Source organism: Prevotella sp. AM34-19LB (assembly GCF_003468525.1).
GTDB lineage: Bacteria > Bacteroidota > Bacteroidia > Bacteroidales > Bacteroidaceae > Prevotella.
The window spans coordinates 1-24,277 of sequence record NZ_QSIG01000031.1 but is presented as its reverse complement, the minus strand read 5'-3'; the positions used below and the strand labels follow the sequence as shown (position 1 = coordinate 24,277).

Below are 24,277 nucleotides of genomic sequence, written 5' to 3'. Positions count from 1 at the left end.
GCTCGCTTGCATTATCTTTGCAAAATAAATAAACAAAAAACATGATGAAACTTAACAAGACATTTCTTACCCTCGGTTTGGCAGCAACACTCTTGCAGATGCCAACCTCATCGTTTGCTCAGAATGCAGGAGGCAAGCGTCAGAACCCTCTCCTGGTAAAGAGCAGCCTTCCTTTCGGCGCTCCTGATTTCAGCAAGATTCAGGAGAGCGACTATCTCCCAGCCTTCGAAGCTGGCATCAAGGAGCAGCGTGCCAACATCCAGAAGATTATCAGCAACAAGAAGAAGCCAACCTTCCAGAACACCATCCTCGCTTACGAGAACAGCGGTATGTTGCTGGATCGTGTTTCCAATGTATTCTTCGGTCTTACCAGCGCACACAAAACTCCTGGAATCGCAGAGGCTCAGAAGAAGGTGATGCCTTTGCTCACCGACCTCGACAACGAGATTTCATTCAACCAGAAACTCTTCGAACGTATTAAATATGTTTACGACCATGAGTACAGCAAGCTCAAGGGCGAGGACAAGCGACTCACCGAAGTCATCTACAAAGGCTTCGTCCGCTCAGGTGCCCTGCTCTCTCCAGAGAAAATGGAGCGCATGAAGCAGATCAATACACGCATCTCAGACCTCCAGGAACAGTTTGGCAATCTTCTTCCTGCAGCTACCAACAACGCCGTGGTTGGGTGAACAGCAAGGAAGAACTTGCCGGACTCAGCGACGCCGACATCGCACAGTGCAAGAAAGATGCAGAAAGCCTGGGCAACAAGGCTCCATACTGCATCGTCATCGTGAACACTACCCAGCAGGCTATCCTCACCAATCTCCAGAACCGTGAGCTCCGCCGCAAGGTTTATATGGCAAGCATCCACCGTGCCGACGGCACCGACCCTAAGTTCAACACCTTCCCTATCGTAACCGAGATAGCCAAGCTCCGTGCCGAGAAGGGACAGTTGATGGGCTACAGCACCTATGCAGATTATTCACTGGAGAAGACGATGGCAAAGACTGCCAAGAACGTAAACAACTTCCTGCAGAACCTCATCAAGGAATACGCTCCTAAGGCAGATGCCGAGACCCGCGAAATCGAGCTTACGCACAGAAGAGCGAGGGCAAGGACTTCAAGCTCCAGCCATACGACCGCTTCTACTATTCTGCCAAGATGAAGAAGGAGATGCTCAATATCTCTGACGATGAAATCAAGCCTTACTTCAATGTGGATAGCGTTCAGATAAACGGTGTATTCTATGCTGCTCATCGTGTATATGGTCTGAACTTCAAGCAGCGCAAAGATATTCCTACCTATCACCCAGACATGAAGGTATTCGAGGTAAGCGACAAGAGCGGCAAGCCTATCGCCCTCTTCTACAGCGACTACTTCCGTCGCCCAACCAAGCGTGGCGGTGCCTGGATGAGTGCTTTCGCCAAGCAGAGCGACAAGTGGGGACAGTTGCCTATTATCTATAATGTATGCAACAATGCCAAGGCTCCAGAGGGTCAGCCTACACTGATTACCTGGGATGAGGTTTGCACCATGTTCCATGAGTTCGGTCACGCTCTCCACGGCATGTTGTCAAAGTGCGGTTACAATACCCTTTCAGGTACAGCTGTAGCTCGCGACTTCGTGGAAATGCCATCACAGTTTAACGAGTCATTTGCCAGCATTCCAGAAATCTTCGATCACTACGCCCGTCACACAGAAACCGGTGCAGCGATGCCAGCAGATCTGAAGGAGCGCATGCTGAAGAGCATCAGCTTCCAGCCAGCCTATGCTTTGGGTGAGAACCTTGCAGCTACCTGCCTTGATCTGGCTTGGCACGAGTTGACGCCAGACGAGATTCCATCTCCATATATGGCAGGTGCCTTCGAGAAGGAAGCCCTCAACAATGTAGGTCTGCTCAATTCCCAGATTCCTCCTCGCTATTCTACCACCTATTTCAATCACGTATGGGGTGGCGGTTATGCTGCCGGTTACTACAGCTATCTCTGGACAGAGGTGCTCGCCGTAAACGTGGCAGATTACTTTGCTAAGCACGGTGCCTTGGATCCAGCCATCGGTCAGGCTTTCCGTGATAAGGTTCTGAGCCGTGGCAACACCAAGGACCAAATGGAAATGTTCACCGTTTTCACGGGTATGAAGGAACCTGATGCCTCTGGTTTCCTAAAGGCAAGAGGATTGTAAAAGACGCATAAAAGGAAAAATGTAAAAGACATATAATGATAAAAAGCTCCACACGCCCTGTTGGGTATGTGGAGCTTTTTTTATTCAAAACTGCAGCTTAACTGCTTTTCTATTTTATATTTTTTCCTCCTTACTGCTTCACCACTTTAGGAGTCCAGTTCTTCAGGAAGCGGAGGGTCTTCTGCTCATCGTAGCCCTTGCCCTGCTCCAGGAAGCTGGAATCCTGGATATGGAGTACATTTCCATTCTCGTCCAGAACCACGAAGACTGGGAAACCGAAACGCTGAGGATAATTCAATCGCTTCATCAGCTGCGCAGCCTTCTCAACAGAAGCATCGCCTTCCTTCTTGCGAGGATTGTAATTCACGTGAAGATACACGAAGTTATCGTTCACCGCCTTATTCACCGCCGTATCCTTCTCTACGAAATCGGCAAAGCGCAGGCACCATGGACACCAGTTGCCACCCACCTGACAAATCACGAACTTGCCCTCAGCCTTCGCCTTCTGCAATCCCTCGTCTATCTGAGTCATCGGGTCGATAGTCTCATTATACACTCTCTTCAATGCTCCCTGAGCATGCGCCATCATCACGACAACCGTCATCATGAAGGCAATGGTAATCATTCTTTTCATACGATATCTCTATTTTTCCAAATTCATTAATATCAATACATTTTATCAATCATGCATCGCAGGACTTACATTTCGAATGGGGTCAACACATTCCGAAGCTTTTCGAAATCGGATTTCGATATTCGTCTGCCCCGAAGACTTCTCACCTGCGGATAATCCTCAAAATAAGGCTCCTGGGTAGTGTACCAGCGATGAGAACGGAGCTCGCGAACCAAAGATAGTTTCGATTCGATGCGGCGGGCAAAGCTGGGATTCACACGCGAAAGATAATGCTTGCCATCCTGCATTTCGATGGCAAGCATCAGATAGGTTTGCGGTCCCTTCGTCTTCTGCCTCTCCTCTACCCGCTCACTCACCTTCCAGTCCTTGGTAGAAGTCATCACCCGAATATCCCAACCGTATTTCCTATTCAGATTATCCATCATCCCCCTGAACACGATGCCGTGAGGAGCCGTATCCTTCAAACCGGTAAAGCCGATGATATAGTGAATCATCTCGTGGAGCAGGACGCTCTTTGCCTGCCGGTCGGTCATATCGTAATATGTACTCATGGAAAGCTTGAAATCATAGAGTTTGGTGCGCCCCCATCGGGTGGCACGCTTGTAGGCAAGCTGTCCCAAACGGGTCTTGGCACGGGTCAGCCCCAACTCCGGAACGGGCAGTTTGCCCCCGAAGTAGTCGTGGTCGAAACGCCGAAACCACTCTTCCATCCATTCTACTGTTACAATCATGGCGGCAAAGGTACAGCATTTTGCTCATAAAACAAAAACAAATCACTAAAAACTGGTTCATTTTGTTTCATTTTGATTAATTTCCCCCCTTTTTAGAAAATAATCCCTCAAAAATTTGCAACCTATCGTTTTTTTCCTTAAATTTGCAGCCAGAGATACGAGTTACACTCGGCTATTGCGTACGCGCTCATCGCTATGGCGATGTTTCGATCATTCATCAGGGTAATGATGTAGATTGCTTCATCCTAGACATTCCTGCCAAGGTGGAGGAGATGTTTAGAGAGAACTTCAAGTTGAGAAATGACGAGACCATTCTGCTGGCTCGCGATACTTCTATCTGGAACAACCGGACAGAGGGACTGGTTATCACCAACAGACGCATCGTCTATATCCCAAAATGCATTGGCAGCAACAAGGATATCTACGTGATTAACTATGCAGACTGCCAGCATATTAACACAAATACAGACTCAGTACTCTTCTGGAAGAGCGATGAAAGCTATCTGGCCATTCCAAAGAGTTTCTTCTTCAAGGCAAGATGGAAGAACTATGACTTCGACAGAAGCATAGAACAGCTTACCATGCTCCTCAATAAGATGGGCGAAGCACATTCCCTGCATAACAACACAGCCTATCTTGCATATATTACGAATAAATATGCAGAAGTTTAGACTTCTGTATCTCCATATCAAACTTTTTTAGCCTCTGCAATGCGATTGTAACTTGCAGAGACTATTTTTTTTGTATTTTTATAGCATTTTCTTGTCGAAAATGAGTAACTTTGCAGCCAAATTTAAACGATAAAATGAACAAGACTGCACAGCACATCATTGACATACAAAATGTGTCGAAAAGATTCGGCGAGAAAACAGCCCTCAACAACATTAATCTCTTTGTGAGAAAGGGTGAATTCATGACCATTCTCGGTCCCTCGGGATGCGGAAAAACTACTCTTCTGAGACTCTTGGCAGGATTCGAAACAGCCACAGAAGGCGTGATAACCATCAGCGGCAATGACATTACCAACCTGCCACCCTACAAACGAAACGTGAACACGGTGTTCCAGAAATACGCCCTGTTCCCTCACCTCAATGTATTTGACAACATCGCTTTCGGCTTGAAACTCAAGAACACGCCGAAGGATCAGATTATGCCCAAGGTGAAGCGTGCCCTGAAAATGGTGAACATGAGTGATTACGAATACCGCGATGTGAACTCGCTTTCGGGTGGACAGCAGCAGCGTATCGCCATCGCCCGTGCCATCGTCAACGAGCCGGAAGTGCTCCTGCTCGATGAACCGCTGGCTGCACTCGACCTCAAGATGAGAAAAGACATGCAGCTGGAGTTGAAGGAGATGCACGACCGTCTGGGAATCACCTTCGTATATGTTACCCACGACCAGGAAGAAGCATTGACCCTGAGCGACACCATCGTGGTGATGAGCGAGGGAGAAATCCAACAGATAGGAACGCCTACCGATATCTACAACGAGCCAGCCAATTCGTTTGTGGCTGATTTCATCGGTGAGAGCAACATCCTCTGCGGAACGATGATCCACGACTGTCTGGTAAAGGTTGCCGGATCGGAGATTCCTTGTGTGGATAAGGGATTCGGATGCAACCAGGAGGTAGATGTAGTGATCAGACCGGAAGACATCGAGGTGAGCACCGACACAGAGCACGCCCAGTTTGTCGGCAAGATTACCTCATCCATCTTCAAGGGCGTACATTACGAGATGCTTGCCGAAAGCGACAAGGGTTGCGAATTTCTGATTCAGAACTACAAGCATTTCGAGGTGGGACAGACCATCGGCATGAGCGTGATTCCAGACAACATCCACATTATGAAGAAGGAGCGTACCACTAACACCTTCGAAGCAAAGGTGAATGGCGACGGCACCATCGAGTTCCTGGGCTGCGAATACCAGATAGAAATTCCGGAGGATAAGAAGAATCTGATTCATACCGATGAAGACGGCAAGGAAGTGATCAATGTCAACGTGGATTTCGGAAAGATTGAGCTCTTCGACAACGAGAGCGAAGGAACCTTTACGGGCGACATCAGCTTCATCCTTTACAAGGGCGACCACTATCACCTGACCATCGACACCGACTGGGGCGAGAAGCTCTATGTGGATACACAGGATGTATGGGATCTGGGCGACCACGTAGCAATCACCATTCTCGAGAGAATATTACTTTTTAAATTAAAAAATTGTAGATCAGAAATTGAAACTCATTAAGTTTATCTCTTCGCGGCAGAGTTGGTCGATTCCGTACGCCATCTTCGCGGCAATTTTCGTGGTGCTACCCTTGCTGCTCATCGTGTTCTTCGCATTCACCGATGAGTATGGTCACATCACGCTCTATAATTTCCAGAAATTCCTGGCGCATCCCGAAGCCATCAATACCTTTGTGTATTCCATCGGAATCGCCTTTCTCAACACCCTGCTCTGTATCCTGCTGGGCTATCCGGCAGCGTATATCCTCACACAGACCAAGATGAAGTATGCCAACACCATCGTGATGCTCTTCATCCTGCCTATGTGGGTGAACATCCTGGTGAGAACACTCGCCACCGTGGCACTCTTCGATTTCGCCGACCTGCCACTGGGCGAGGGAGCCCTGCTGTTTGGTATGGTATATAACTTCATCCCCTTCATGATTTATCCTATCTACAACACCCTCCAGAAGATGGACCGCAGTTATATCGAGGCTGCAGAAGACCTGGGCGCATCGCCTTGGCAACAGTTTTACAAGGTGATACTGCCCCTATCGATGCCGGGCGTGGCAAGCGGAATCCTGATGGTGTTCATGCCAACCATCTCAACCTTCGCCATCTCAGAGCTGCTCACGATGAACAACATCAAGCTCTTCGGTACCACCATCCAGGAGAACATCAACAATTCGATGTGGAACTATGGTGCAGCCCTCTCGCTCATCATGCTCTTCCTCATCGGTGCCTCTACCCTCATAGCAGGCGACGGCAGTAAACAGGAAGGAGGTATCAGATGATGAATTCACTATTTACCAGGGATATGATGAAGAAGATTTTCTGTCAGGGTTATCTGTGGCTGCTCCTGCTGCTGCTCTACTCCCCTATCCTCATCATCGTGATTTTCTCGTTTACCGAGGCCAGGGTCATGGGCAACTGGACGGGCTTCTCGCTGCAACTTTATAAGAATCTCTTCGTAGAAGGCACCCACCATTCACTCACGGCGGCACTCATCAATACAATCACCATCGCACTGATCACCGCCACCGTATCTACGATTTTCGGAACCATCACCGCCATCGGAATCTACAATCTGAGGAACCGATATGCGAGAAATGCCATCCAGTTCGTCAACAATATCCCGATTCTGAACGGCGACATCATCATCGGTATCTCGCTCTTCCTGCTCTTCATCACGCTGGGCATTCCGCAGGGCTATACCACGGTGGTTATCTCGCACATCACCTTCTGTCTGCCCTACGTCATCCTGAGTGTGATGCCTAGACTGAAGCAGATGAACCCGAACCTCTATGAAGCGGCGCTCGACCTGGGTGCTTCTCCGATGCAGGCATTGCGCAAGGTGATTATTCCGGAGATTCTGCCGGGTATGATTTCGGGTTTCATGCTCGCCATCACGATGAGTATCGACGATTTCGCCGTCACCATCTTCACCATCGGAAACGAGGGATTGGAGACACTCTCCACCTTCATCTATGCCGATGCCAGAAAGGGAGGCCTGACGCCGGAACTTCGTCCGCTGAGTACGATCATCTTCGTATTGGTGCTCGTGATGCTGATTATCATCAATCGTCGTTCAGATAAAAACAAGAAGAAATAAGAATGAAAAACAAGATATTATTAGGAGTTAAAGGAGTTAAGACAATAGCTTTTCTCTTCCTGAGCCTGCTGATGATTCTGCCGCTCTCTTCCTGTTACAACAAGGAGAACAGAGAGGAGATTCTGAAGGTTTACAACTGGGGAGATTACATCGATGAGGATATTCTTGCTGAATTTCCGAAATGGTATGAGGAGCAGACGGGCAAGAAGCTCCGCGTCATCTACCAGACTTTTGATATCAACGAGGTGATGCTCACCAAGATTGAGCGTGGTCACGAAGATTATGATGTGGTGTGCCCATCAGAATACATCATTGAGCGAATGCTTCGCAAAGACCTTCTGCTGCCTATCGACACCGCCTTCGGCAAGACGCCAAACTATCTCAAAAACGTGTCGCCATACATCGTGAAGCAGATTGATGCAACCTCGAATTATGACAGAATCGCCCACAATTATGCCGTTCCGTATATGTGGGGAACCTGCGGCATCTTATATAATAAGGTACACGTACCTATAAAAAATGCGCAGACCTGGGGCACGCTGTGGAGTCGCAGATATCGTGGCAAACTCCTGATGAAGGATTCCTACCGCGATTCTTACGGCACCGCCTGATCTGGGAGCACCGCAAGGAACTGGCTGCCGGCAAGGTGACCGTTCCGGAACTGATGAACGATTATTCGCCAAAAGCAGTTGCCATCGTAGAGAAACAGCTGAAAGCACTGAAACCGAACATCGAGGGATGGGAAGCAGATTTCGGCAAGGAGACGATGACCAAAGGCAAGGCTTATCTGAACATGACCTGGAGCGGTGATGCGGTCTGGGCGATAGAAGAAGCCGGGAAAGTGGGCGTAGATCTGGGATACGAAGTTCCTAAGGAGGGAAGCAATGTATGGTTCGACGGATGGGTGATTCCGAAGTATTCCCGCAATCCGAAGGCTGCTTCCTACTTCATCAACTATCTCTGCCGAGAGGATGTAGCTCTCGCCAATATGGAAACCACGGGATATGTGAGCAGTATAGCGGGCAAGAAGGTCTTCGAAGCAATGAGCGACAGAGAGGCTTATCCAGAGACCGTGAATCTGGCTTATTTCTTCGGAGAGGAAGGCAGAAAGGCGCATCTCAACCCGATTATGTATCCTGACAGCACGGTAGTGGCAAGATGTGCGATGATTCATGATGCCGGCGACCATACTCCGGAAGTTCTGGATATGTGGTCAAAAGTAAAGGGTGACAACCTGGGTGGTGGCATCGTGATTTTCCTCCTGGCAGTAGTCTTGGGCTTAACCGTCTTCGTTTCTATCAAGAAAATCGAGCACTACAAGCACAGAAGATTGTCGAGAAAACATCGCAGACACCACATTATAAAAGTTAAAGGGTAAAAAGTAAAAGGATAAAAGCTCATACCCCTCACGCCCTGAAAGGGCAAAAGCCTTATTTTTAGGGGGAAAATGAAGTTTTTTGAGAAAAAAGTGAAAAAAGATGCAGAAAAATTTGGTGGAATGAAAAAAAAGCACTACCTTTGCACTCGCTTGTTAAGAACAAAGCTTTTATCAAATAAAGAAAGTTCGCAAATCAAAAGCTTTTGGGTAGTTACCAGAGTGGCCAAATGGGGCAGACTGTAAATCTGCTGGCTATGCCTTCGGTGGTTCGAATCCATCACTACCCACTTTTCCCAAAAATAACTCAAAGATATAAAGATCCGGTTTTCATTATGAGAATCGGATTTTTTGTTTTTATATTATCCACAGATAATACAAAACGAAAAAGCGATGGATTTCTGCAATCCATCGCTTTTCATATTTCTCTACCAAAAGATTAGTCTTTCAAACTCTCCTGATACCACTCGAAGAGCTTCTGTACACCATCCTCGATTTCTACCTTGTGAGTCCAGCCGAGACTGTGGAGCTTATCTACTGAGATGAGCTTTCTTGGGGTTCCATCAGGCTTGCTGGCATCAAACTCAACCTCACCCTCGAAACCTACAGCCTTTACAACAAGCTCTGAGAGTTCACGGATGGTAAGTTCCTTACCGGTTCCCACATTGATATGGCAATTGCGAATCTCACCGAGAGATGGGATAGCGCCACCACGACCCTCAGAATTGTTTCTATCCACGGCACCATCTACCTTGGCACCATAGAATACAGAACTGTACTTCTCTATACCGATGATATCCTTGAAATCTACATTCAGGAGCACATGTACGCTGGCATCAGCCATATCCTCGCTCCAGAGGAACTCACGGAGCGGTGTTCCGGTTCCCCAGAGCACTACCTTATTATCATAGATACCATAGAACTCCAATGCCTTCAGAATGCGCTCATGAGAGTTGCTTCCATCCACATTGCCCTCGCCGATGATGGCACGGAGCTTGTCTGTAGGATTGATAGGACGCTTGTTCATATCCACCTCGATGCTGTGCCAGTCGCCGTCGTGGATGAGCTTGGCAAGATAGATCTTGCGCATCATCGCAGGCATCACGTGACTATTCTCCAAGTGGAAGTTATCGTTAGGACCATAGAGGTTGGTTGGCATCACAGCGATATAGTTGGTACCATACTGAAGATTGTAGCTCTCGCACATCTTCAGTCCGGCAATCTTGGCGATGGCATATTCCTCGTTGGTGTATTCCAGCGGAGAAGTGAGGAGCACATCCTCCTTCATTGGCTGCGGTGCATCCTTCGGATAGATGCAGGTAGAGCCCAGGAAGAGGAGCTTCTTCACACCATGAGAATAGGCATTGCTGATAACGTTGCACTGCATCTTCATATTCTGCATGATGAAGTCGGCACGATAGAGCGAATTCGCCATGATACCGCCCACGAAGCTGCAGCCAAGACCACAGCATCCGGCTTCTCCTCATCAAAGAACTTCTCTACTGCATACTGGTCGGTCAAGTCGAGTTCTTTGTGAGAACGACCCACCAGATTGTGATAGCCTCTCTTCTCGAGGTTATTCCAGATAGCAGAACCCACGAGTCCGTGGTGTCCTGCTATATAAATCTTAGAATCTTTTGATAACATTGATTATTATTGTAAACTATCAACCGTTAACTATCAACTGTTAACTATTACTTAACAATACCCTTCTCCAAGTATTCCACGAGGTTGCAGCGAACCTTCTCACCGGCAGCCTCGGCAGCCACCTTGGCCATATCGCTCTCTACCATGATCTTGACGAGATCTTCGAAAGAGGTGGTGTTTGGATTCCAGCCGAGCTTAGCCTTTGCCTTTGTTGGGTCACCCCAAAGGTTAACCACGTCGGTAGGACGATAGAAATCTGGAGAAACCTCAACGAGTGTCTTGCCGATAAGCTCCTCAGGGCCCTCTACGCAGATACCCTTCTCGTTCTCATTCTTGCCTTCCCACTTCAGTTCGATGCCTACGTGGTGGAAAGCCAACTGGGCAAACTCACGAACAGAGTGCTGCTTACCTGTTGCAATCACGAAATCCTCTGGCTTCTCAGCCTGGAGAATCAACCACATGCACTCTACATAATCCTTGGCATAACCCCAATCACGGAGCGAATCCAGGTTACCGAGATAAAGCTTGCTCTGCTTGCCCTGCTTGATGCGGGCAGCAGCCAATGTAATCTTGCGGGTTACGAAAGTCTCACCACGGCGCTCACTCTCGTGATTGAAGAGGATACCAGAGCAGCAGAACATATTGTATGCCTCGCGATACTCCTTGACAATCCAGAAGCCATACTGCTTGGCTACTGCGTATGGAGAATAAGGATGGAATGGAGTGTTCTCGTTCTGAGGAACCTCCTCTACCTTACCATAAAGCTCAGATGTGGAAGCCTGATACATGCGGCAGGTATCGGTCAAACCACACTGGCGGATTGCCTCCAAGATACGGAGCACACCTGTTGCATCTACGTCGGCTGTAAACTCAGGAGAGTCGAAGCTCACCTGTACGTGGCTCTGAGCTGCGAGGTTATAAACTTCAGTTGGTTTCACCTTGTTCATCACCTGGATGATGCTCATAGAGTCACCTAGGTCGGCGTAATGAAGGTGAAAGTTTGGGGTACCCTCCAAATGTGCGATGCGCTCGCGATAATCGGTAGATGAGCGACGGATTGTTCCGTGAACATCATACCCCTTACTCAACAACAATTCGGCTAAGTAAGAGCCATCCTGACCTGTGATACCTGTAATTAAAGCTACTTTTCTATTTTCCATTTACTTCTTTATATATGATAAATTAATAAATTCGTTGCAAAAGTACTACTTTTTTCTCAGACTAGCAAACTTTCTGTCATTTATTTACCATTCTCTCTAACATTGAACCGGTTTGAACCTAAAATTGAAACTATTTGAATCGAAGCTATCCCCATCTGAATCTAAGCCAGATAGGGATGAGATTCTACCCTTGAGCCGTCTGTGTCTCCGGCCAGTTCACCAGATACAGCATTTCCGTAGCTCGCGTAAAGGCGGTATAGAGCCAGTGGATATAATCGGGATTGAGCATATCATCCGTCATATACCCCTGATCCACATACACATGTGCCCACTGTCCGCCCTGTGCCTTGTGGCAGGTTACGGCATATGCGAATTTCACCTGCAGGGCATTGAAGAACTGATCCTGTCGGATGGCCTTCATTCTATCTGCCTTGAGCGGAATATCCAGATAATCCTCTTCTATCTGATGGAAGAGCTGCTCCTGCTGTTCATGGGGCAGGGCAGGCGCCTCGCTCGTCAATGTATCCAGCAATACCGTAGCTTCCAGTTCATAATTGTCGTAATCGGGAAATTGGAGCAGCAGCGTGGCAAAGCGGAAGCCATAGAGATCGATGCGACGGCGCACCTTCAGCACTTTCGCCCGATCGCCATTCGCCAGAAAAGTAGGAATATCGTTACTTTGAACTTGACTACGTTGAACTTTGAACTTGGAACATTGAACTGTAAGGTTACTTTGAACTTGAAGATTTGAACTTGGAACTTTATGAGTAGCAGTTCCAAGTTCTGTACCTTCGCTCTTCACTCTTCGTTCTTCTATTTCCTTTTCCTTTATCTTCTTTCTCTCTTCTTCCATCCAGTAATAATTGTTCTTCACAATCATCAGGATATCGCCCTGCGAAAGCTCTTCCTCCCTATCCAGCACCATATTGCGGATACCCTGATTGAAGATGTTTGCACGCTTGTTGCTGCGGGTCACCACGATGGTATCGTCCAGACCTACATGGTGATAACTGTCGGCTAGAGCCTCTATCAGTTCGGCTCCAGGCATCGGTTTGATATCCGAATAGCCAGCGAAATGAATCTTCGGGAGTTGGGTGATGTCATCGTGCGTAATCATCTGTCTGATCATCGTGGCATTATAGAGAATACCCGATTCCTCGCTCTGTCGGAGCACCTCGTTCAGATCACATTCATACACCTTCAGTCCATATCCCTCCAGCATCGCCGCATGCAGGGCTGGCGATTCCTCCTCGCCGACAGGAGGCAACTGCGCCTTGTCACCTATCAGCAGCAAGCGGTCGTTACGTCCCTGATACACGAAATGCACCAGGTCATCCAACAGACATCCGCTTCCGAAGCTCATCCCGCCCAATCCCATATTGGCAATCATCGACGCCTCATCTACCATGAAAAGCGTATCGGTATAGAGATTATCATTCAGATTAAACTGTCCCTCTACTCCCGAAAACGATTTTTCACGATAGATACGGCGATGGATGGTATAGGCAGGCGAACCGCTGTTCAGCGAGAAAACCTTCGCTGCCCTACCCGTAGGTGCCAGGAGCATCACCTTCTGATGAATCTCCTTCAGGGTCCTGACGATGGCACCCGAGAGCGTCGTCTTACCCGTACCCGCACTACCTCGCAGAATCATCACGGCATGCGGATCTCTATCGGTAAGAAACTCAGCAAACACCTCCAGGGCATGTGCCTGTTCCTGGGTTGGCGGAAAGCCAAATTGCTGCAATATCTTATATTTTAGCTCGTCTATTATCATCAATTTGTTATTTATCCTTTAATAATTAATAATTTCAACACCAAATATTTTGCGTTGTCTCCGTTTTGCATTATCTTTGCAGAAGATAAGCTGCACTCGGCAATCTGTAAGCAAGCTTACATTGCGCTCGTTTGCATTATCTTTGCAATGCAAAAGTACTAATACTTTTTGAAATGAGAATGAAATTAAGAAAAATAAACAATAATGCCATTCTGGGCGCCTGCGTCATTATCATGATGCTGCTTTGCGTCCTCAGCATCAGCCAGCCTCTCATCTTCGAGAAACAGATGGCGAGCCGCGAAGCTGAGGTGAAGGAGAAACTGATGCTCATCCGTTCTGCCGAAGAAAGATACAGAGCGAAATACGGAGTCTATACCGGCGATTTCGCAGTCCTCGTCAAGGCGAAGTATCTCAAGGCAGAGGATACCCTCATCCCTTATTCCGATGGCAGGAAATTCTCGCTCGCCGCCACTACCATTATCCATAAAAGCGGAAAGCAGATTCCGCTGATGGAATGTGGAGCCACCTATGAAGACTATCTCGATGGTCTCAACGAGGAGGCGATTCAACAGGTAACAGAAAAAGCTTCCGATGCCGGTAACTTCCCTGGATTAAAGATCGGAGACATCACCAAAGACAACGACAATGCAAGTAATTGGTAAAAAAAGAACACAGCAAGCACGACTCACCATCCGTGTGAGCAAGAATACACTCAGCTTCTCGGTTGTAGATCGCGAAGCCGAGCACCAGTTGATATACGAACCGTACACCGTGAAAAGCGGTGTATCGATAGCTGCCAACCTCAGACAGGCTTTCGGCGAAAGCGATCTCCTGCAGCGCGGCTATCAGAAGGTGCGTGTCTATATCGATACGCCTATCCTGCTGGTACCTATCGAGGAATTCCACGAGGAAGACCTCACCGTGCTCTATCAGCATGCCTTCACGGGCAGCCACAGCGATGCCATTCTCTACAGGGTGCAGCCGAATCTGAATGTGGTGGCCGTTTTCCCAATCAACAAGGATCTGAAGATGGTGATAGAAGACAACTTCCAGGATGTGCGCTTCACACCTATCATGCAGCCGATGTGGAACTATCTGCACAAGCGCAGCTTCACGGGTATCTACCACAAGCTCTATGCATATTTCCACGACAAGAAGGTGGATATCTTCTGTTTCGAGAAAAACAGATTCAAGTTCTACAATTCCTTCCAGGCAAATCATGCCAAGGATGCACTCTACTTCATCCTCTTCGTATGGAAGCAGCTGGGATTGCAGCAGATGCAGGATGAGCTGCATATTTCGGGCGATATTCCGGATAAGGATTGGTTCCTCTACAATGCCAAGCTCTATGTCAAGAAGACCTTCCTCCTGAATCCGAGTGCCGAGTTCAATCGTGCGCCCATCACAGAAATCAAGGGAATGCCTTTCGATCTGCTGACGCTCTACTTAAGCAAATAGGAGTTGAGAGTTAAAAGATTGAGAGTCAAAAGTTGAGAGTTAAAAAGTTGATAGTTAAAAGTTGATAGTTAAAAATTAATTATGAGAATCATAACAGGACAATATAAGGGTCGCCACTTCGACATACCACGTTCGTTCAAGGCGCGACCAACTACAGATTTCGCAAAAGAGAACATCTTTAATGTTTTGCAGAATTACATCGATTTCGAGGATACCACAGCCCTCGACCTCTTTGCCGGCACAGGCAGCATCTCGCTGGAACTGGTATCCCGCGGATGCAGCCGAGTTATCAGCGTAGAGGCCGACCGCGACCATGCCAACTTCATCCGCGAGTGTTTCAAGAAACTGGGCGAAGACAAGGATCTTCTGATTCGTGGCGATGTATTCCGCTTCTTGAGAACGTGCAAGCAGAAATTCGATTTCATCTTTGCCGATCCGCCATACGCGCTGGAGAAGCTTCCCGAGATTCCAGACCTCGTACTCAATGGCGACCTTCTCAACGAAGAGGGCATCTTCGTTTTCGAGCATGGCAAGAACTACGATTTCTCCGACCATCCCCGATTCCTGGAACACAGAAGTTACGGAAGCGTAAACTTCTCGATATTCAGATAAAATCAAGTGATTGTTTTAAAGCTTTTGCCCTTTGATGGCAAAAGCTTTAAACACATAGCCAACCGTACACATTACAGCAGCGGAGAAAGCAATCTTACAATACTCTCGAACAATCTTTTCAGGAACGGGCGCCTTACGAAATACGCCACATCATCCACCAGAATACTGCTGGATTCATCCTTCAGATAAATCCGCTTGATTCTCTGCGCCATTTCCTCATCATAGAAGAAGGCATTCGCCTCGAAATTATTCTCGAAACTCCGGAAATCCACATTCGTGCTGCCCACGGTACAGAGGTTGTCATCGCTCACCAGCAACTTGCTGTGATTGAATCCACCCGTATAGAGATAAACCTTCACACCAGCCTCTATCGCCTCCATCAGATAAGAGCGCGAAGCCCACTCCACCATCCTGGCATCTGAATGTCTAGGCATCAGCAACCGGATATCCACTCCAGCCAGCGCCGCCGTGCGCATCGCAAAGAGTACAGGCTCGGTAGGCAGGAAATAAGGCGTCTCCATATACACATACTTCTGCGCCTGGAGCAGAATGCGCACATATCCCTGCATAATATCAGGCCATGGAGCTATCGGACTGCTCGTTACTACCTGGACCAGACAATTATTCCTGATCTTCGAATCCACCGGCGGATAATACTGTCGGTTTGACACCAAGGTGCGATCCACAAAATACCAGTCTATCAGAAAAGCACGCTGCAGGGCATACACGCCTCCGCCCTCTATTCTCAGATGCGTATCGCGCCACTTCTGTTTTCCTGTGCCCTTCACATAGCGCTTGGCGATGTTCATGCCCCCGATGAATCCTACCCTACCGTCTATCACGCATATCTTGCGGTGATTGCGGTAGTTCACCTTGCTGGTAAACGCAGGAAACCTTACCGGCATGAACGAATGCACATCGATGCCCGCTTCCCTCATGCGCTCAAAGAAGGCATCCTTCACCTTCCAGCAGCCCACGTCATCGTATATCAGTCTGATTTCCACTCCCTGTTCCGCCTTGTCTATCAGGGCATCAGCCACCAGATAGCCCAGGGCATCATCCTCGAAGATGTAGGTATCGAGATGGATGTGATGCTGAGCCTTACCTATATTATATAATAAGGAGAAGATGAATTCATAACCATCAGTAAAGATATCCACCTGATTGTCCTTAAACGGGAATGCCCAGTTCTGATTGGTAAAGAGATTCATCAGCGGCTTGTTGTTGGCTGGGATATGCAGATTCTCCTGCTCGGCAAACTCCAGCATCGATCGCTTGGTCAACTGGTCCATGCTTCTATCGCTGATCAGCCGTTCCTTTCTCGTATTCTGCCCGAAGAAGATGTAGAAGATGATTCCCACGAAAGGCATAAAAGCGAGCACAAGAATCCACGCCATCGTCTTGGCGGGCTGTCGGTTGTCCATCAAGACGGTGATGATGGCGGGAATCATAATCGCCATATAAAGCAAGAGATAAATCCAATGAATATATATCATACCTTACGCATTTTTTATTATTCTCTTTTTCCAGTTTCCGGGATATCAGAATATCCTAGTTGAATACCGAGTTGGTCTGACTGGCAAGCAGCGAGTTCATCTTCTTCAGTTTCATAAACTCCTCCACCAGCTCCCTGTTCGTAGGATTTCTGGCAAACTCCTGCTGCACCTCAATCAGTCGCTGTGCAATATAATGTGTGCGGAAGCTCAGCAGATCCTTGAAGACAAACTGGCGCAGCTTCTCAGCGTTCAGCTTCAGCTGCAGACTCACCGTAGAAACCTCCTGGTCTCCCGTCGGCAGACTGGCAATCCTACTCACCTCCGGATCCGGATGGTTGGCAAAATAGTTTTCCGCCACGAAGTTCTCATCCTCCAGATGCTCCAGCGTTTCCTGCAAGATTTTGTTATAAAGCTCGTTATGAAATCTGAAATCATCGCCCGACATATCCAGATAGATATATTGTGCTATCGGCAGTTCAATATCGTTGCCCTCCACATCCTTCACCACGATATGCTTTTCTCCATGGTGTACGATGAGCTTCACCAGCAGGTCTTCCACTTCCAGCAGCTTGTCCAGCGGCGTCACGCCCCTCATGGCAGCCTGCATTCCCTGCTGTGGGGCAGTAGCCTTCGGGTCTTTCAGTCCAGCCGCGCGCCGTTCTGCCTTCACCTGCTCGCTCATGCCGTTTCTCACAAAGTTGTTCAGCGCATTCACGATAATCGCCTCGTTCACGCCCAGTCGGTGGGCGCAGTCGGTGATATAAGAGGCTCGGGTAATCTGGTTCTTGATCTTCGAGATGCTCTCCACGATGCTGTTGATAGCCTGGCTTCTCTTCACCGGATCGGTCACGCCGTTCAGCGAGAGGTCGGTCTTAAACTGTATGAAATCCTTCTGGTTTTCCTCTATGTATTTTCTGAAATCGGCAGCGGTATGGCTTCGGGCAAAGCTGTCCGGGTCGTTTCCATCCGGCAGGAAGAGCACCTTCACGTTCATCTCCTCCTCCAGCAGCATGTCAGTACCTCGCAGCGCCGCATGCACACCCGCAGCATCGCCGTCGTAGAGCAATACGATGTTGCTGGTGAATCGGTGGAGCAGTCTGATCTGATGAATGCTCAGCGCCGTACCCGAGTTAGCCACCACGTTTTCGATGCCGCACTGGTGCATGGAGATTACATCCGTATATCCCTCCACCATATACACGCAGTCTTCCTTGGCGATGGCCTTCTTTGCCTGATACAGTCCGTAGAGTTCCCGCTCCTTGTGGTAGATTATACTGTCGGGCGAGTTCACGTATTTCTGGTTCACACCCTTGGTACGGGTATCCAGCACACGTCCGCCGAAAGCCACCACCTTTCCGCTCACACTCAGCCACGGGAAGATGGCGCGTCCCGAGAATCGGTCCAGATACTTATCCTGTCCGCTCTTGTTGCCCGCTTCCTCCTTGTCCACCTTGAAGCAGAGACCGGTATCCACCAGGTATTTCGGCTGATATCCTTTCTTCACCGCCTCATCGAAGAGCGCCGTGCGCTGGTTCAGGGCGAATCCCAGCTGGAATTTCCGGATGATATCGTCTCTGAATCCTCGGCTTCTGAAATACTGCATGCCGATGGCTCTACCATCCACATCATTCTGCAGGATATCCTGGAAGTATTTCGCCGCCCATTCATTCACGATGAACATCGATTCGCGTTCGCTTTCTCGCTGCTTCTCCTCGTTGGTCATCTCGCGTTCCTGAATCTCGATATGGTATTTGTTAGCCAGCCATCTCAGAACCTCAGGATAGGTCATCTGCTCCAGCTCCATCAGGAAGTTGATGGCGTTGCCGCCCTTTCCGCAGGTAAAGCAGCGGCAAATGCCTCGGGTTGGCGAAACGGAGAACGATGGATGGGAATCGTTATGGAAAGGACACAAGCCGACATAGTTGATGCCACGCTTTTTGAGCGTGACGAATTCAGACACCACCTCCTCTATCTTGGTGGAGTCCATGATACGTGCTATCGTCGGTTTGTCTATCATATTTTTCTATCTTATTTTATGATGCAAAATTAATACTTTTCTCTGAAAACACAAAACATTTAGGGAAAAAGACGTACAGAAACCGCATGGAAAGCCAAAATGAATCAAATAATAAAGGAAAGGTTACATTTGCCAAAGGAAAATACGAAGAATATTCCTACCTTTGCAGCCATCAAACAACAAATACATAAACATATATTTTTATATGAGACTTAATAATATCAAGAAAGCATTTTTAGCTTCCGCTGCACTCCTCTCTGCCATGAGCATGAGCGCAGCAGAGAGATTCGTCAGTTTCCAGCAGGGCGACCTGCTCATCAACAGTAACGACAAGGTAGAAATCTATATGGATGCCAACGACTGCCGTGGCGTGAGCTATGCTGCCAATGCACTGGTCAAGGACATCAGCAAGGTGAGCGGCTCCCAAGCCACCATCACCTCCAACCAGAAGGCAACCATCCTCGTGGGAACCATCGGACATTCTGCTGCCATCGACCAGCTCATCAAACAGAAACGCATCAACGGAAATCTACTCAAGGGCAAACGCGAGAAATTCATCATCACCGTGGTAAACAACCAGCTCGTCATCGCCGGCAGCGACCGTCGGGGAACCATCTACGGCATCTACGAACTCTCCCAACAGATGGGCGTTTCGCTTGGTACGACTGGGCCGACGTGCCCGTAGAGCACCACGACTCCATCTTCGTGAACCGTGGAACCTACAGCGATGGTGAACCAGCCGTTCGCTATCGTGGCATTTTCCTCAACGATGAGGCACCTTGTCTCACCTCGTGGGTAAAGAACACCTACGGCACCGAGTATGGCGACCACCGGTTCTATCAGCGCGTGTTCGAGCTTATACTGCGCCTCAGGGGCAACATGATGTGGCCAGCCATGTGGGGCTGGGCGTTCTATGCCGACGATGCAGAGAACGAGAAGACGGCAGACGAAATGGGCGTGGTGATGAGCACCTCCCATCATGAGCCGATGGCGCGCAACCATCAGGAATACGCCCGCAACCGAAAGGATGGGGACCTTGGAACTATCAGAAGAACAAGGCTAACCTGCAGAAATTCTTCCGTGAGGGAATAGAGCGCATGAAGGGAACCGAACAGATCGTAACCATCGGTATGCGTGGCGACGGCGATGAGGCGATGAGCGCAGAGGCTGATACCAAACTGATGACTAACATCATCAACGACCAGCGCAAAATCATTGCCGACGTAACCGGCAGGAAGGCTAGCGAAACACCTCAGGTATGGGCACTATATAAAGAGGTGCTGGATTACTACGACAAAGGAATGAAAGTGCCCGACGATGTAACCCTGCTGCTCTGCGATGACAACTGGGGCAACGTGCGCCGTGTGCCGAATGCCCAGGAACGCAAGCACAAGGGCGGATGGGGATTGTATTATCACGTGGACTATGTAGTGCACCAAGAAACTCTAAGATGCTCAACGTAACTCCTGTGCAGAATCCTTGGGAACAGCTCACCCTAGCCTACGAGAACGGAATTGACCGCCTCTGGATTCTCAACGTGGGCGACCTCAAGCCGATGGAATATCCTATCAGCCAGTTTATGGACATGGCGTGGAATCCCCGCAAATACGATGTAAACAGCATCACCCGTCATACCCGCGACTGGTGCGCACAGCAGTTCGGAGAATCGCAGGCTGACGAAGCGGCACGCATCCTGAACCTCGTATGCAAATACAACGGCCGCTGCACCCCAGAGATGCTCGACAAGAACACCTACAGTCTGGAGAACGGCGAATGGCAGGAGGTGGTGAACCAGTATCTCCAGCTCGAAGCCGATGCCTTGCGCCAGTACAACAGTCTGCCTGCAGCCTATCACGATGCCTACCGTCAGATCATCCTCTTCCCTATCGAGTTGATGAGCAATCTGCATCAGATGTACTTTGCCCAGGCTCAGAACCATGCTCTCTACAAGCAGAATAATCCGAGGCGAACATCTGCTGATGAATGCGAACGCTTCTTCAAGCGCGATTCCCTCATCTGCCACAATTACAACCACAAGATGTCGGGCGGCAAGTGGAACGGAATGATGACACAGAAACACATCGGTTACACTTCATGGAACGATGCCTTCGAGCAGGATACCTGTCCGGAACTCTTCCGGGTATCCACCAAGGATGGCGTCATCATCAGCGAAAACAATGGCGTGGTAGAAATCGAGGCAGCTTACTACGACAGCAAGACGGATGCTGCCGAGGCAAAATGGACAGAGATTCCATTCATGGGCAAAAGCGTATCGGCAATGACTCTGATGCCTTATACCAAGAGTGTAAAGGGAGCCAGCATCACTTACAAGTTTAAGATGCAAGTTAGCAAGACTTCGGTTGGCAAAACTTCGGATGACAAGGCATTTAATGGCAATGTTTCCAATGGCAAGCAGAAGGTTCGCATTCATGTGATTACCAAATCAACCTTGGATTATCTCAACAAGGGCGGCTTAACCTATGGTGTAAGTTTAGATGGCGCTTCTCCTGTAGAGGTTAACTTCAACAAAGATTTGAACGAGAAGCCGGAGAACATCTACAACATCTATTATCCAACGATAGCCACTCGCATCGTGGATCAAGTGATAGAGTTGGAACTGCCGGCTACTGCCGATGGCATCCACACCCTCACCCTCACTCCTAACGACCCAGCCATCGTCTTCGAGAAAATCGTGATTGATGGAAGAAAAGGGAAAAAGAGTGTCAAGGTGATTTAGACTGGCTGCATACAAACCAGCTAGTTTACATACGTTTGAATAACTATTTATCCGAAATTTACTGTGATTAAGATCAGAAATCCCCAGCCTTTTTTCTCAAGCAGGCTGGGGATTAGACTCTCCTGTCAGATGAACATTTTATACAGAACTTTCGCATGTGGGGAAGTTAAGGAAAGTAAGAGGTTACATGATTCTCATCAGAACGTTACATTAATGATTTTCCCCCGATTGTCTTCCCTTGCGTTTTGCAATTTTTCCCAAAGCATTGATGGATTCAAGATAAGCCTCCTCTACTGGAGTTAATACCTTTACCTGATATTTTCGATACTCAGCTATAGCTTTGTCCATTGCCTCTTCATGGCTGATACTTCCCGATCCCTTCAACAAAGGTCGCCCTGTGGATTGCAGGATAGTATCAAGTTGTTTCACATAATCCATCATATAGACTGGGCGATGCTCCATTGCCATAATCTCGGCAAAGTCAAAATAACCGGAAACAAGATTATTGAGTATCTTCAGCTCATTTTCTTTCAGATAGTTCTTGGCTATTTTGATGTTTTTGATAGCTGGCAGCTCGCCCTCAAATGTCGTCAAGCCCATAAATGGTTTGTCGGCATCCGCACGCTCATAGATAACTTCTGCCGCAGTATGCCCATGAGCAGCATAGTGCAACTTATTTTGCACGATTTTAAAGAAAAGCTTTGAGGCATCAGTTCGAGGGTCATAGTCAACACTTGTGGCATAGATGTCCAGAACTTGTCGATAGAGCACCTTTTCTGACGAACGAATATCACGGATACGGTCGAGCAACTCTTTCCAATAGTTGCCACCCCCAAGATTTTTGAGTCGTTCATCGTCCATCGTAAACCCTTTTACGATATACTCGTTCAGTCGCTCTGTAGCCCATTGACGGAAACGCGTTCCTTGAATAGATTTTACACGATAACCCACAGATATGATAACATCAAGGTTGTAGAACTTCACTTCTTTGCTTTGGGTTTTTCCTGCCATAGCACCATGCTGAGTGGTCTGTCGGAATTTCCGACAAACCACTTTTTCGTCCAATTCTCCTTCCTTGAATATATTCAATATGTGCTCATTGATAGTAGAGCGCCCTTTATTGAAAAGCTCTGCTATCTGTTCCACATTTAGCCAAACCGTCTTATTCTCCAATCTCACATCAAGCTTCACGCCATCATCAGATTGGTAGATGATCATTTCTCCCAAATCAGTTTGGGGTGTGTCCTCCCATTTATAGCCACAATCCAAGCAAAGATGCAATACACCCTCTGTCTGCACATTGTCTGAACAGTCCCGACATTAGGATCACTTTTTTTTATTTCACTTCTCTCTCAACATCCATTCCCACGTAGGAAGAACATGAACCTGCTTGCCATCTATCTCAAGCTCTTCCTTCTCCTCCATCGTAAGAATATATCCCTCAGCCAAGCCATAAGCATTCATGGCTTCCATCAACCCCTCGATTTCTCGCTTGCGAGTTTTCTCATCATTCATAGCTATCGTTACTTGATAAGCCTCCTTAATTCTCATACCCTCCCTCACCACAAAGTCACATTCTTTCTTATCTGCATGATAAAAAACATCATATCCGCGGCGTTTCACTCGATGAACACGATGTTTTCCAACTTCACTCCCATATTGTCGGTGGCATTGAATCCGATGCGACTCACGATGGCATTGTCGATGAAGTAAATCTTCTTCGGGTTCAGCATCTGCACCTTTACCGATGGCGAATACTTCATGAGCTGGAATATCATATAGGTTTGCTCGATGTACTCCAAATAGTTTTTGACAGTTTCGGAATGACGGATTCCTACTATCTTACCTAATGAAGTATAGGTAATGCGCTTCGTGGCATTGCTGGCGAGATAAAAGATGAGTTCTTGCATCTCCTTATCATTGGTCAACCCATTACGAGCCATCACATCACGGAAGATGATGCTATCGTAGAGTGACGAGAGGTAACGAGTGGATGGCGACTGGAGATACTTAGGAAATCCACCTTTCTCCAAATACTCATTGAAATGCCCCAAGAGAATGGCACGCTTACTGGTTAGATAAAAGTCCTTGGCTTCCAGCTGCACCTTTGCCAACTGCAAGTATTCCAGAAAGGAAAAAGGGAAAATCTCCACTGCGATATAACGCCCCGTGAGATGAGTGCCAAGCTCTCTACTCAGCATTCGGGCATTTGATCCAGTTACAATCACCTTATTGCCTTCGTTGTAGAGACGGCGCACAAAGGTCTCCCAGCCCTTCACATTCTGTATCTCATCAAAATAATAGGTATGCTGCTCACCAAAGAGTTCGAAGAAACATTCTTGCAATGTTTGGAAATCAGGAACCGTAAAATTGACCAGTCGCTCATCATCAAAATTGAAAAAGAAGTCTTGCTCCGGCAATTTGCTGCGCATTTGCTGGAGCAAAACAGACTTTCCACAACGTCTTATACCAGTAATAATTAGTATCTCCGTTGTGGTAAGCCACTCTTCCTGTAAGCGGCTCCGCGTTTATACCATTGTAGACTTCTCATTTATTCGTACCTTTGCACCATCATTTTAAAATCAAACAAATTATGACAGCAAACGAACGTTTTGAGAAG

At 48.0% G+C, this 24,277-nt stretch carries 17 protein-coding genes, 1 tRNA gene and 4 pseudogenes; 12 read left to right on the top strand and 10 right to left on the bottom strand.

What is annotated here, in order from left to right:
* Positions 1-41: 41 nt before the first annotated feature.
* Positions 42-2,181: pseudogene (locus DW830_RS10430) on the top strand (M3 family metallopeptidase).
* 130 nt (positions 2,182-2,311) lie between these two features.
* On the opposite strand, the gene DW830_RS10425 reads toward DW830_RS10430, so the two are convergent.
* Entirely contained in the window at positions 2,312-2,815 is a 504-nt protein-coding gene (locus DW830_RS10425) for a thioredoxin family protein (RefSeq protein ID WP_119249841.1), read from the bottom strand.
* A gap of 65 nt (positions 2,816-2,880) precedes the next feature.
* Complete coding sequence (locus tag DW830_RS10420) at positions 2,881-3,546, bottom strand: SprT-like domain-containing protein (protein ID WP_119249840.1); 666 nt, start codon at positions 3,544-3,546, stop codon at positions 2,881-2,883.
* Between the two features lie 143 nt (positions 3,547-3,689).
* On the opposite strand from DW830_RS10420, the gene DW830_RS10415 reads away from it, so the two are divergent.
* From DW830_RS10415 to DW830_RS10390, 7 genes and pseudogenes are all read left to right on the top strand, one after another.
* Positions 3,690-4,217 (top strand): PH domain-containing protein, encoded by a 528-nt coding sequence (locus DW830_RS10415; RefSeq protein WP_119249839.1) that lies wholly within the window; start codon positions 3,690-3,692, stop codon positions 4,215-4,217.
* A 134-nt stretch (positions 4,218-4,351) separates the two neighbouring features.
* Positions 4,352-5,788 carry a polyamine ABC transporter ATP-binding protein gene (gene potA, locus DW830_RS10410; RefSeq protein ID WP_119249838.1) on the top strand — a complete coding sequence of 479 codons (1,437 nt, stop codon included), beginning with the start codon at positions 4,352-4,354 and terminating at the stop codon, positions 5,786-5,788.
* A complete protein-coding gene (locus tag DW830_RS10405; protein ID WP_153090256.1) occupies positions 5,775-6,560 on the top strand; it encodes an ABC transporter permease in 786 nt (261 codons plus the stop codon). The genes potA and DW830_RS10405 overlap by 14 nt, the downstream gene beginning before the upstream one ends.
* A 23-nt stretch (positions 6,561-6,583) precedes the next feature.
* A complete protein-coding gene (locus tag DW830_RS10400) occupies positions 6,584-7,378 on the top strand; it encodes an ABC transporter permease (RefSeq protein ID WP_119249849.1) in 795 nt (264 codons plus the stop codon).
* A gap of 71 nt (positions 7,379-7,449) precedes the next feature.
* Positions 7,450-8,756 (top strand): annotated as a pseudogene (locus tag DW830_RS10395) (ABC transporter substrate-binding protein).
* Between the two features lie 90 nt (positions 8,757-8,846).
* Entirely contained in the window at positions 8,847-8,999 is a 153-nt protein-coding gene (locus DW830_RS15855; protein WP_233544481.1) for a hypothetical protein, read from the top strand.
* A tRNA-Tyr gene (locus DW830_RS10390) sits at positions 8,962-9,043 on the top strand. Before DW830_RS15855 ends, DW830_RS10390 begins: the two co-directional genes overlap by 38 nt.
* A 149-nt stretch (positions 9,044-9,192) precedes the next feature.
* Here the strand turns inward: DW830_RS10390 and DW830_RS10385 are convergent.
* The 3 genes and pseudogenes from DW830_RS10385 to DW830_RS10375 all read right to left on the bottom strand — a co-directional run bounded on the left by DW830_RS10385 (position 9,193) and on the right by DW830_RS10375 (position 13,337).
* Positions 9,193-10,400: pseudogene (locus DW830_RS10385) on the bottom strand (GDP-L-fucose synthase family protein).
* Positions 10,401-10,447: 47 nt separating this feature from the next.
* Positions 10,448-11,560 carry a GDP-mannose 4,6-dehydratase gene (gene gmd / locus DW830_RS10380; protein WP_118312199.1) on the bottom strand — a complete coding sequence of 371 codons (1,113 nt, stop codon included), beginning with the start codon at positions 11,558-11,560 and terminating at the stop codon, positions 10,448-10,450.
* A gap of 184 nt (positions 11,561-11,744) precedes the next feature.
* Complete coding sequence (locus DW830_RS10375) at positions 11,745-13,337, bottom strand: ATP-dependent RecD-like DNA helicase (RefSeq protein ID WP_119249837.1); 1,593 nt, start codon at positions 13,335-13,337, stop codon at positions 11,745-11,747.
* A gap of 179 nt (positions 13,338-13,516) precedes the next feature.
* On the opposite strand from DW830_RS10375, the gene DW830_RS10370 reads away from it, so the two are divergent.
* From DW830_RS10370 to DW830_RS10360, 3 genes are all read left to right on the top strand, one after another.
* Positions 13,517-13,999 carry a hypothetical protein gene (locus DW830_RS10370; protein ID WP_119249836.1) on the top strand — a complete coding sequence of 161 codons (483 nt, stop codon included), beginning with the start codon at positions 13,517-13,519 and terminating at the stop codon, positions 13,997-13,999.
* Positions 13,983-14,795: a DUF3822 family protein gene (locus DW830_RS10365; RefSeq protein WP_119249835.1), complete on the top strand. Its 813-nt coding sequence runs from the start codon at positions 13,983-13,985 to the stop codon at positions 14,793-14,795. Before DW830_RS10370 ends, DW830_RS10365 begins: the two co-directional genes overlap by 17 nt.
* Before the next feature lie 81 nt (positions 14,796-14,876).
* Entirely contained in the window at positions 14,877-15,407 is a 531-nt protein-coding gene (locus DW830_RS10360; RefSeq protein WP_119249834.1) for an RsmD family RNA methyltransferase, read from the top strand.
* Positions 15,408-15,478: 71 nt separating this feature from the next.
* Here the strand turns inward: DW830_RS10360 and cls are convergent, their stop codons facing one another.
* Together cls and dnaG are read right to left on the bottom strand one after the other, a co-directional pair.
* Positions 15,479-16,903 carry a cardiolipin synthase gene (cls, locus tag DW830_RS10355; RefSeq protein ID WP_119249833.1) on the bottom strand — a complete coding sequence of 475 codons (1,425 nt, stop codon included), beginning with the start codon at positions 16,901-16,903 and terminating at the stop codon, positions 15,479-15,481.
* A gap of 55 nt (positions 16,904-16,958) precedes the next feature.
* On the bottom strand, positions 16,959-18,920 hold the full coding sequence (gene dnaG, locus DW830_RS10350; protein ID WP_119249832.1) for a DNA primase: 1,962 nt from the start codon (positions 18,918-18,920) through the stop codon (positions 16,959-16,961).
* 205 nt (positions 18,921-19,125) lie between these two features.
* Here dnaG and DW830_RS10345 point away from each other — a divergent pair.
* Positions 19,126-21,657: pseudogene (locus DW830_RS10345) on the top strand (glycosyl hydrolase 115 family protein).
* Between the two features lie 210 nt (positions 21,658-21,867).
* On the opposite strand, the gene DW830_RS10340 reads toward DW830_RS10345, so the two are convergent.
* From DW830_RS10340 to DW830_RS10330, 3 genes are all read right to left on the bottom strand, one after another.
* Positions 21,868-22,875 (bottom strand): virulence RhuM family protein, encoded by a 1,008-nt coding sequence (locus tag DW830_RS10340; protein WP_119249848.1) that lies wholly within the window; start codon positions 22,873-22,875, stop codon positions 21,868-21,870.
* 123 nt (positions 22,876-22,998) lie between these two features.
* Positions 22,999-23,208, bottom strand: a complete 210-nt coding sequence (locus DW830_RS10335; RefSeq protein WP_147487252.1) for a hypothetical protein — start codon at positions 23,206-23,208, stop codon at positions 22,999-23,001.
* A gap of 68 nt (positions 23,209-23,276) precedes the next feature.
* On the bottom strand, positions 23,277-24,089 hold the full coding sequence (locus DW830_RS10330; RefSeq protein WP_147487251.1) for an ATP-binding protein: 813 nt from the start codon (positions 24,087-24,089) through the stop codon (positions 23,277-23,279).
* Positions 24,090-24,277 lie beyond the last annotated feature (188 nt).

Excerpts from the sequence above, each read along its gene's own strand:
- DW830_RS10365 (WP_119249835.1), top strand. The coding sequence starts at position 13,983 with ATGCAAGTAATTGGTAAAAAAAGAACACAGCAAGCACGACTCACCATC.
- DW830_RS10375 (WP_119249837.1), bottom strand. The coding sequence starts at position 13,337 with ATGATAATAGACGAGCTAAAATATAAGATATTGCAGCAATTTGGCTTT.
- dnaG (WP_119249832.1), bottom strand. The coding sequence starts at position 18,920 with ATGATAGACAAACCGACGATAGCACGTATCATGGACTCCACCAAGATA.
- DW830_RS10425 (WP_119249841.1), bottom strand. The coding sequence starts at position 2,815 with ATGAAAAGAATGATTACCATTGCCTTCATGATGACGGTTGTCGTGATG.
- DW830_RS10335 (WP_147487252.1), bottom strand. The coding sequence starts at position 23,208 with ATGAGAATTAAGGAGGCTTATCAAGTAACGATAGCTATGAATGATGAG.
- gmd (WP_118312199.1), bottom strand. The coding sequence starts at position 11,560 with ATGGAAAATAGAAAAGTAGCTTTAATTACAGGTATCACAGGTCAGGAT.
- DW830_RS10330 (WP_147487251.1), bottom strand. The coding sequence starts at position 24,089 with ATGCGCAGCAAATTGCCGGAGCAAGACTTCTTTTTCAATTTTGATGAT.
- DW830_RS10370 (WP_119249836.1), top strand. The coding sequence starts at position 13,517 with ATGAAATTAAGAAAAATAAACAATAATGCCATTCTGGGCGCCTGCGTC.
- cls (WP_119249833.1), bottom strand. The coding sequence starts at position 16,903 with ATGATATATATTCATTGGATTTATCTCTTGCTTTATATGGCGATTATG.
- DW830_RS10420 (WP_119249840.1), bottom strand. The coding sequence starts at position 3,546 with ATGATTGTAACAGTAGAATGGATGGAAGAGTGGTTTCGGCGTTTCGAC.
- potA (WP_119249838.1), top strand. The coding sequence starts at position 4,352 with ATGAACAAGACTGCACAGCACATCATTGACATACAAAATGTGTCGAAA.
- DW830_RS10360 (WP_119249834.1), top strand. The coding sequence starts at position 14,877 with ATGAGAATCATAACAGGACAATATAAGGGTCGCCACTTCGACATACCA.
- DW830_RS10400 (WP_119249849.1), top strand. The coding sequence starts at position 6,584 with ATGATGAAGAAGATTTTCTGTCAGGGTTATCTGTGGCTGCTCCTGCTG.
- DW830_RS10340 (WP_119249848.1), bottom strand. The coding sequence starts at position 22,875 with ATGATCATCTACCAATCTGATGATGGCGTGAAGCTTGATGTGAGATTG.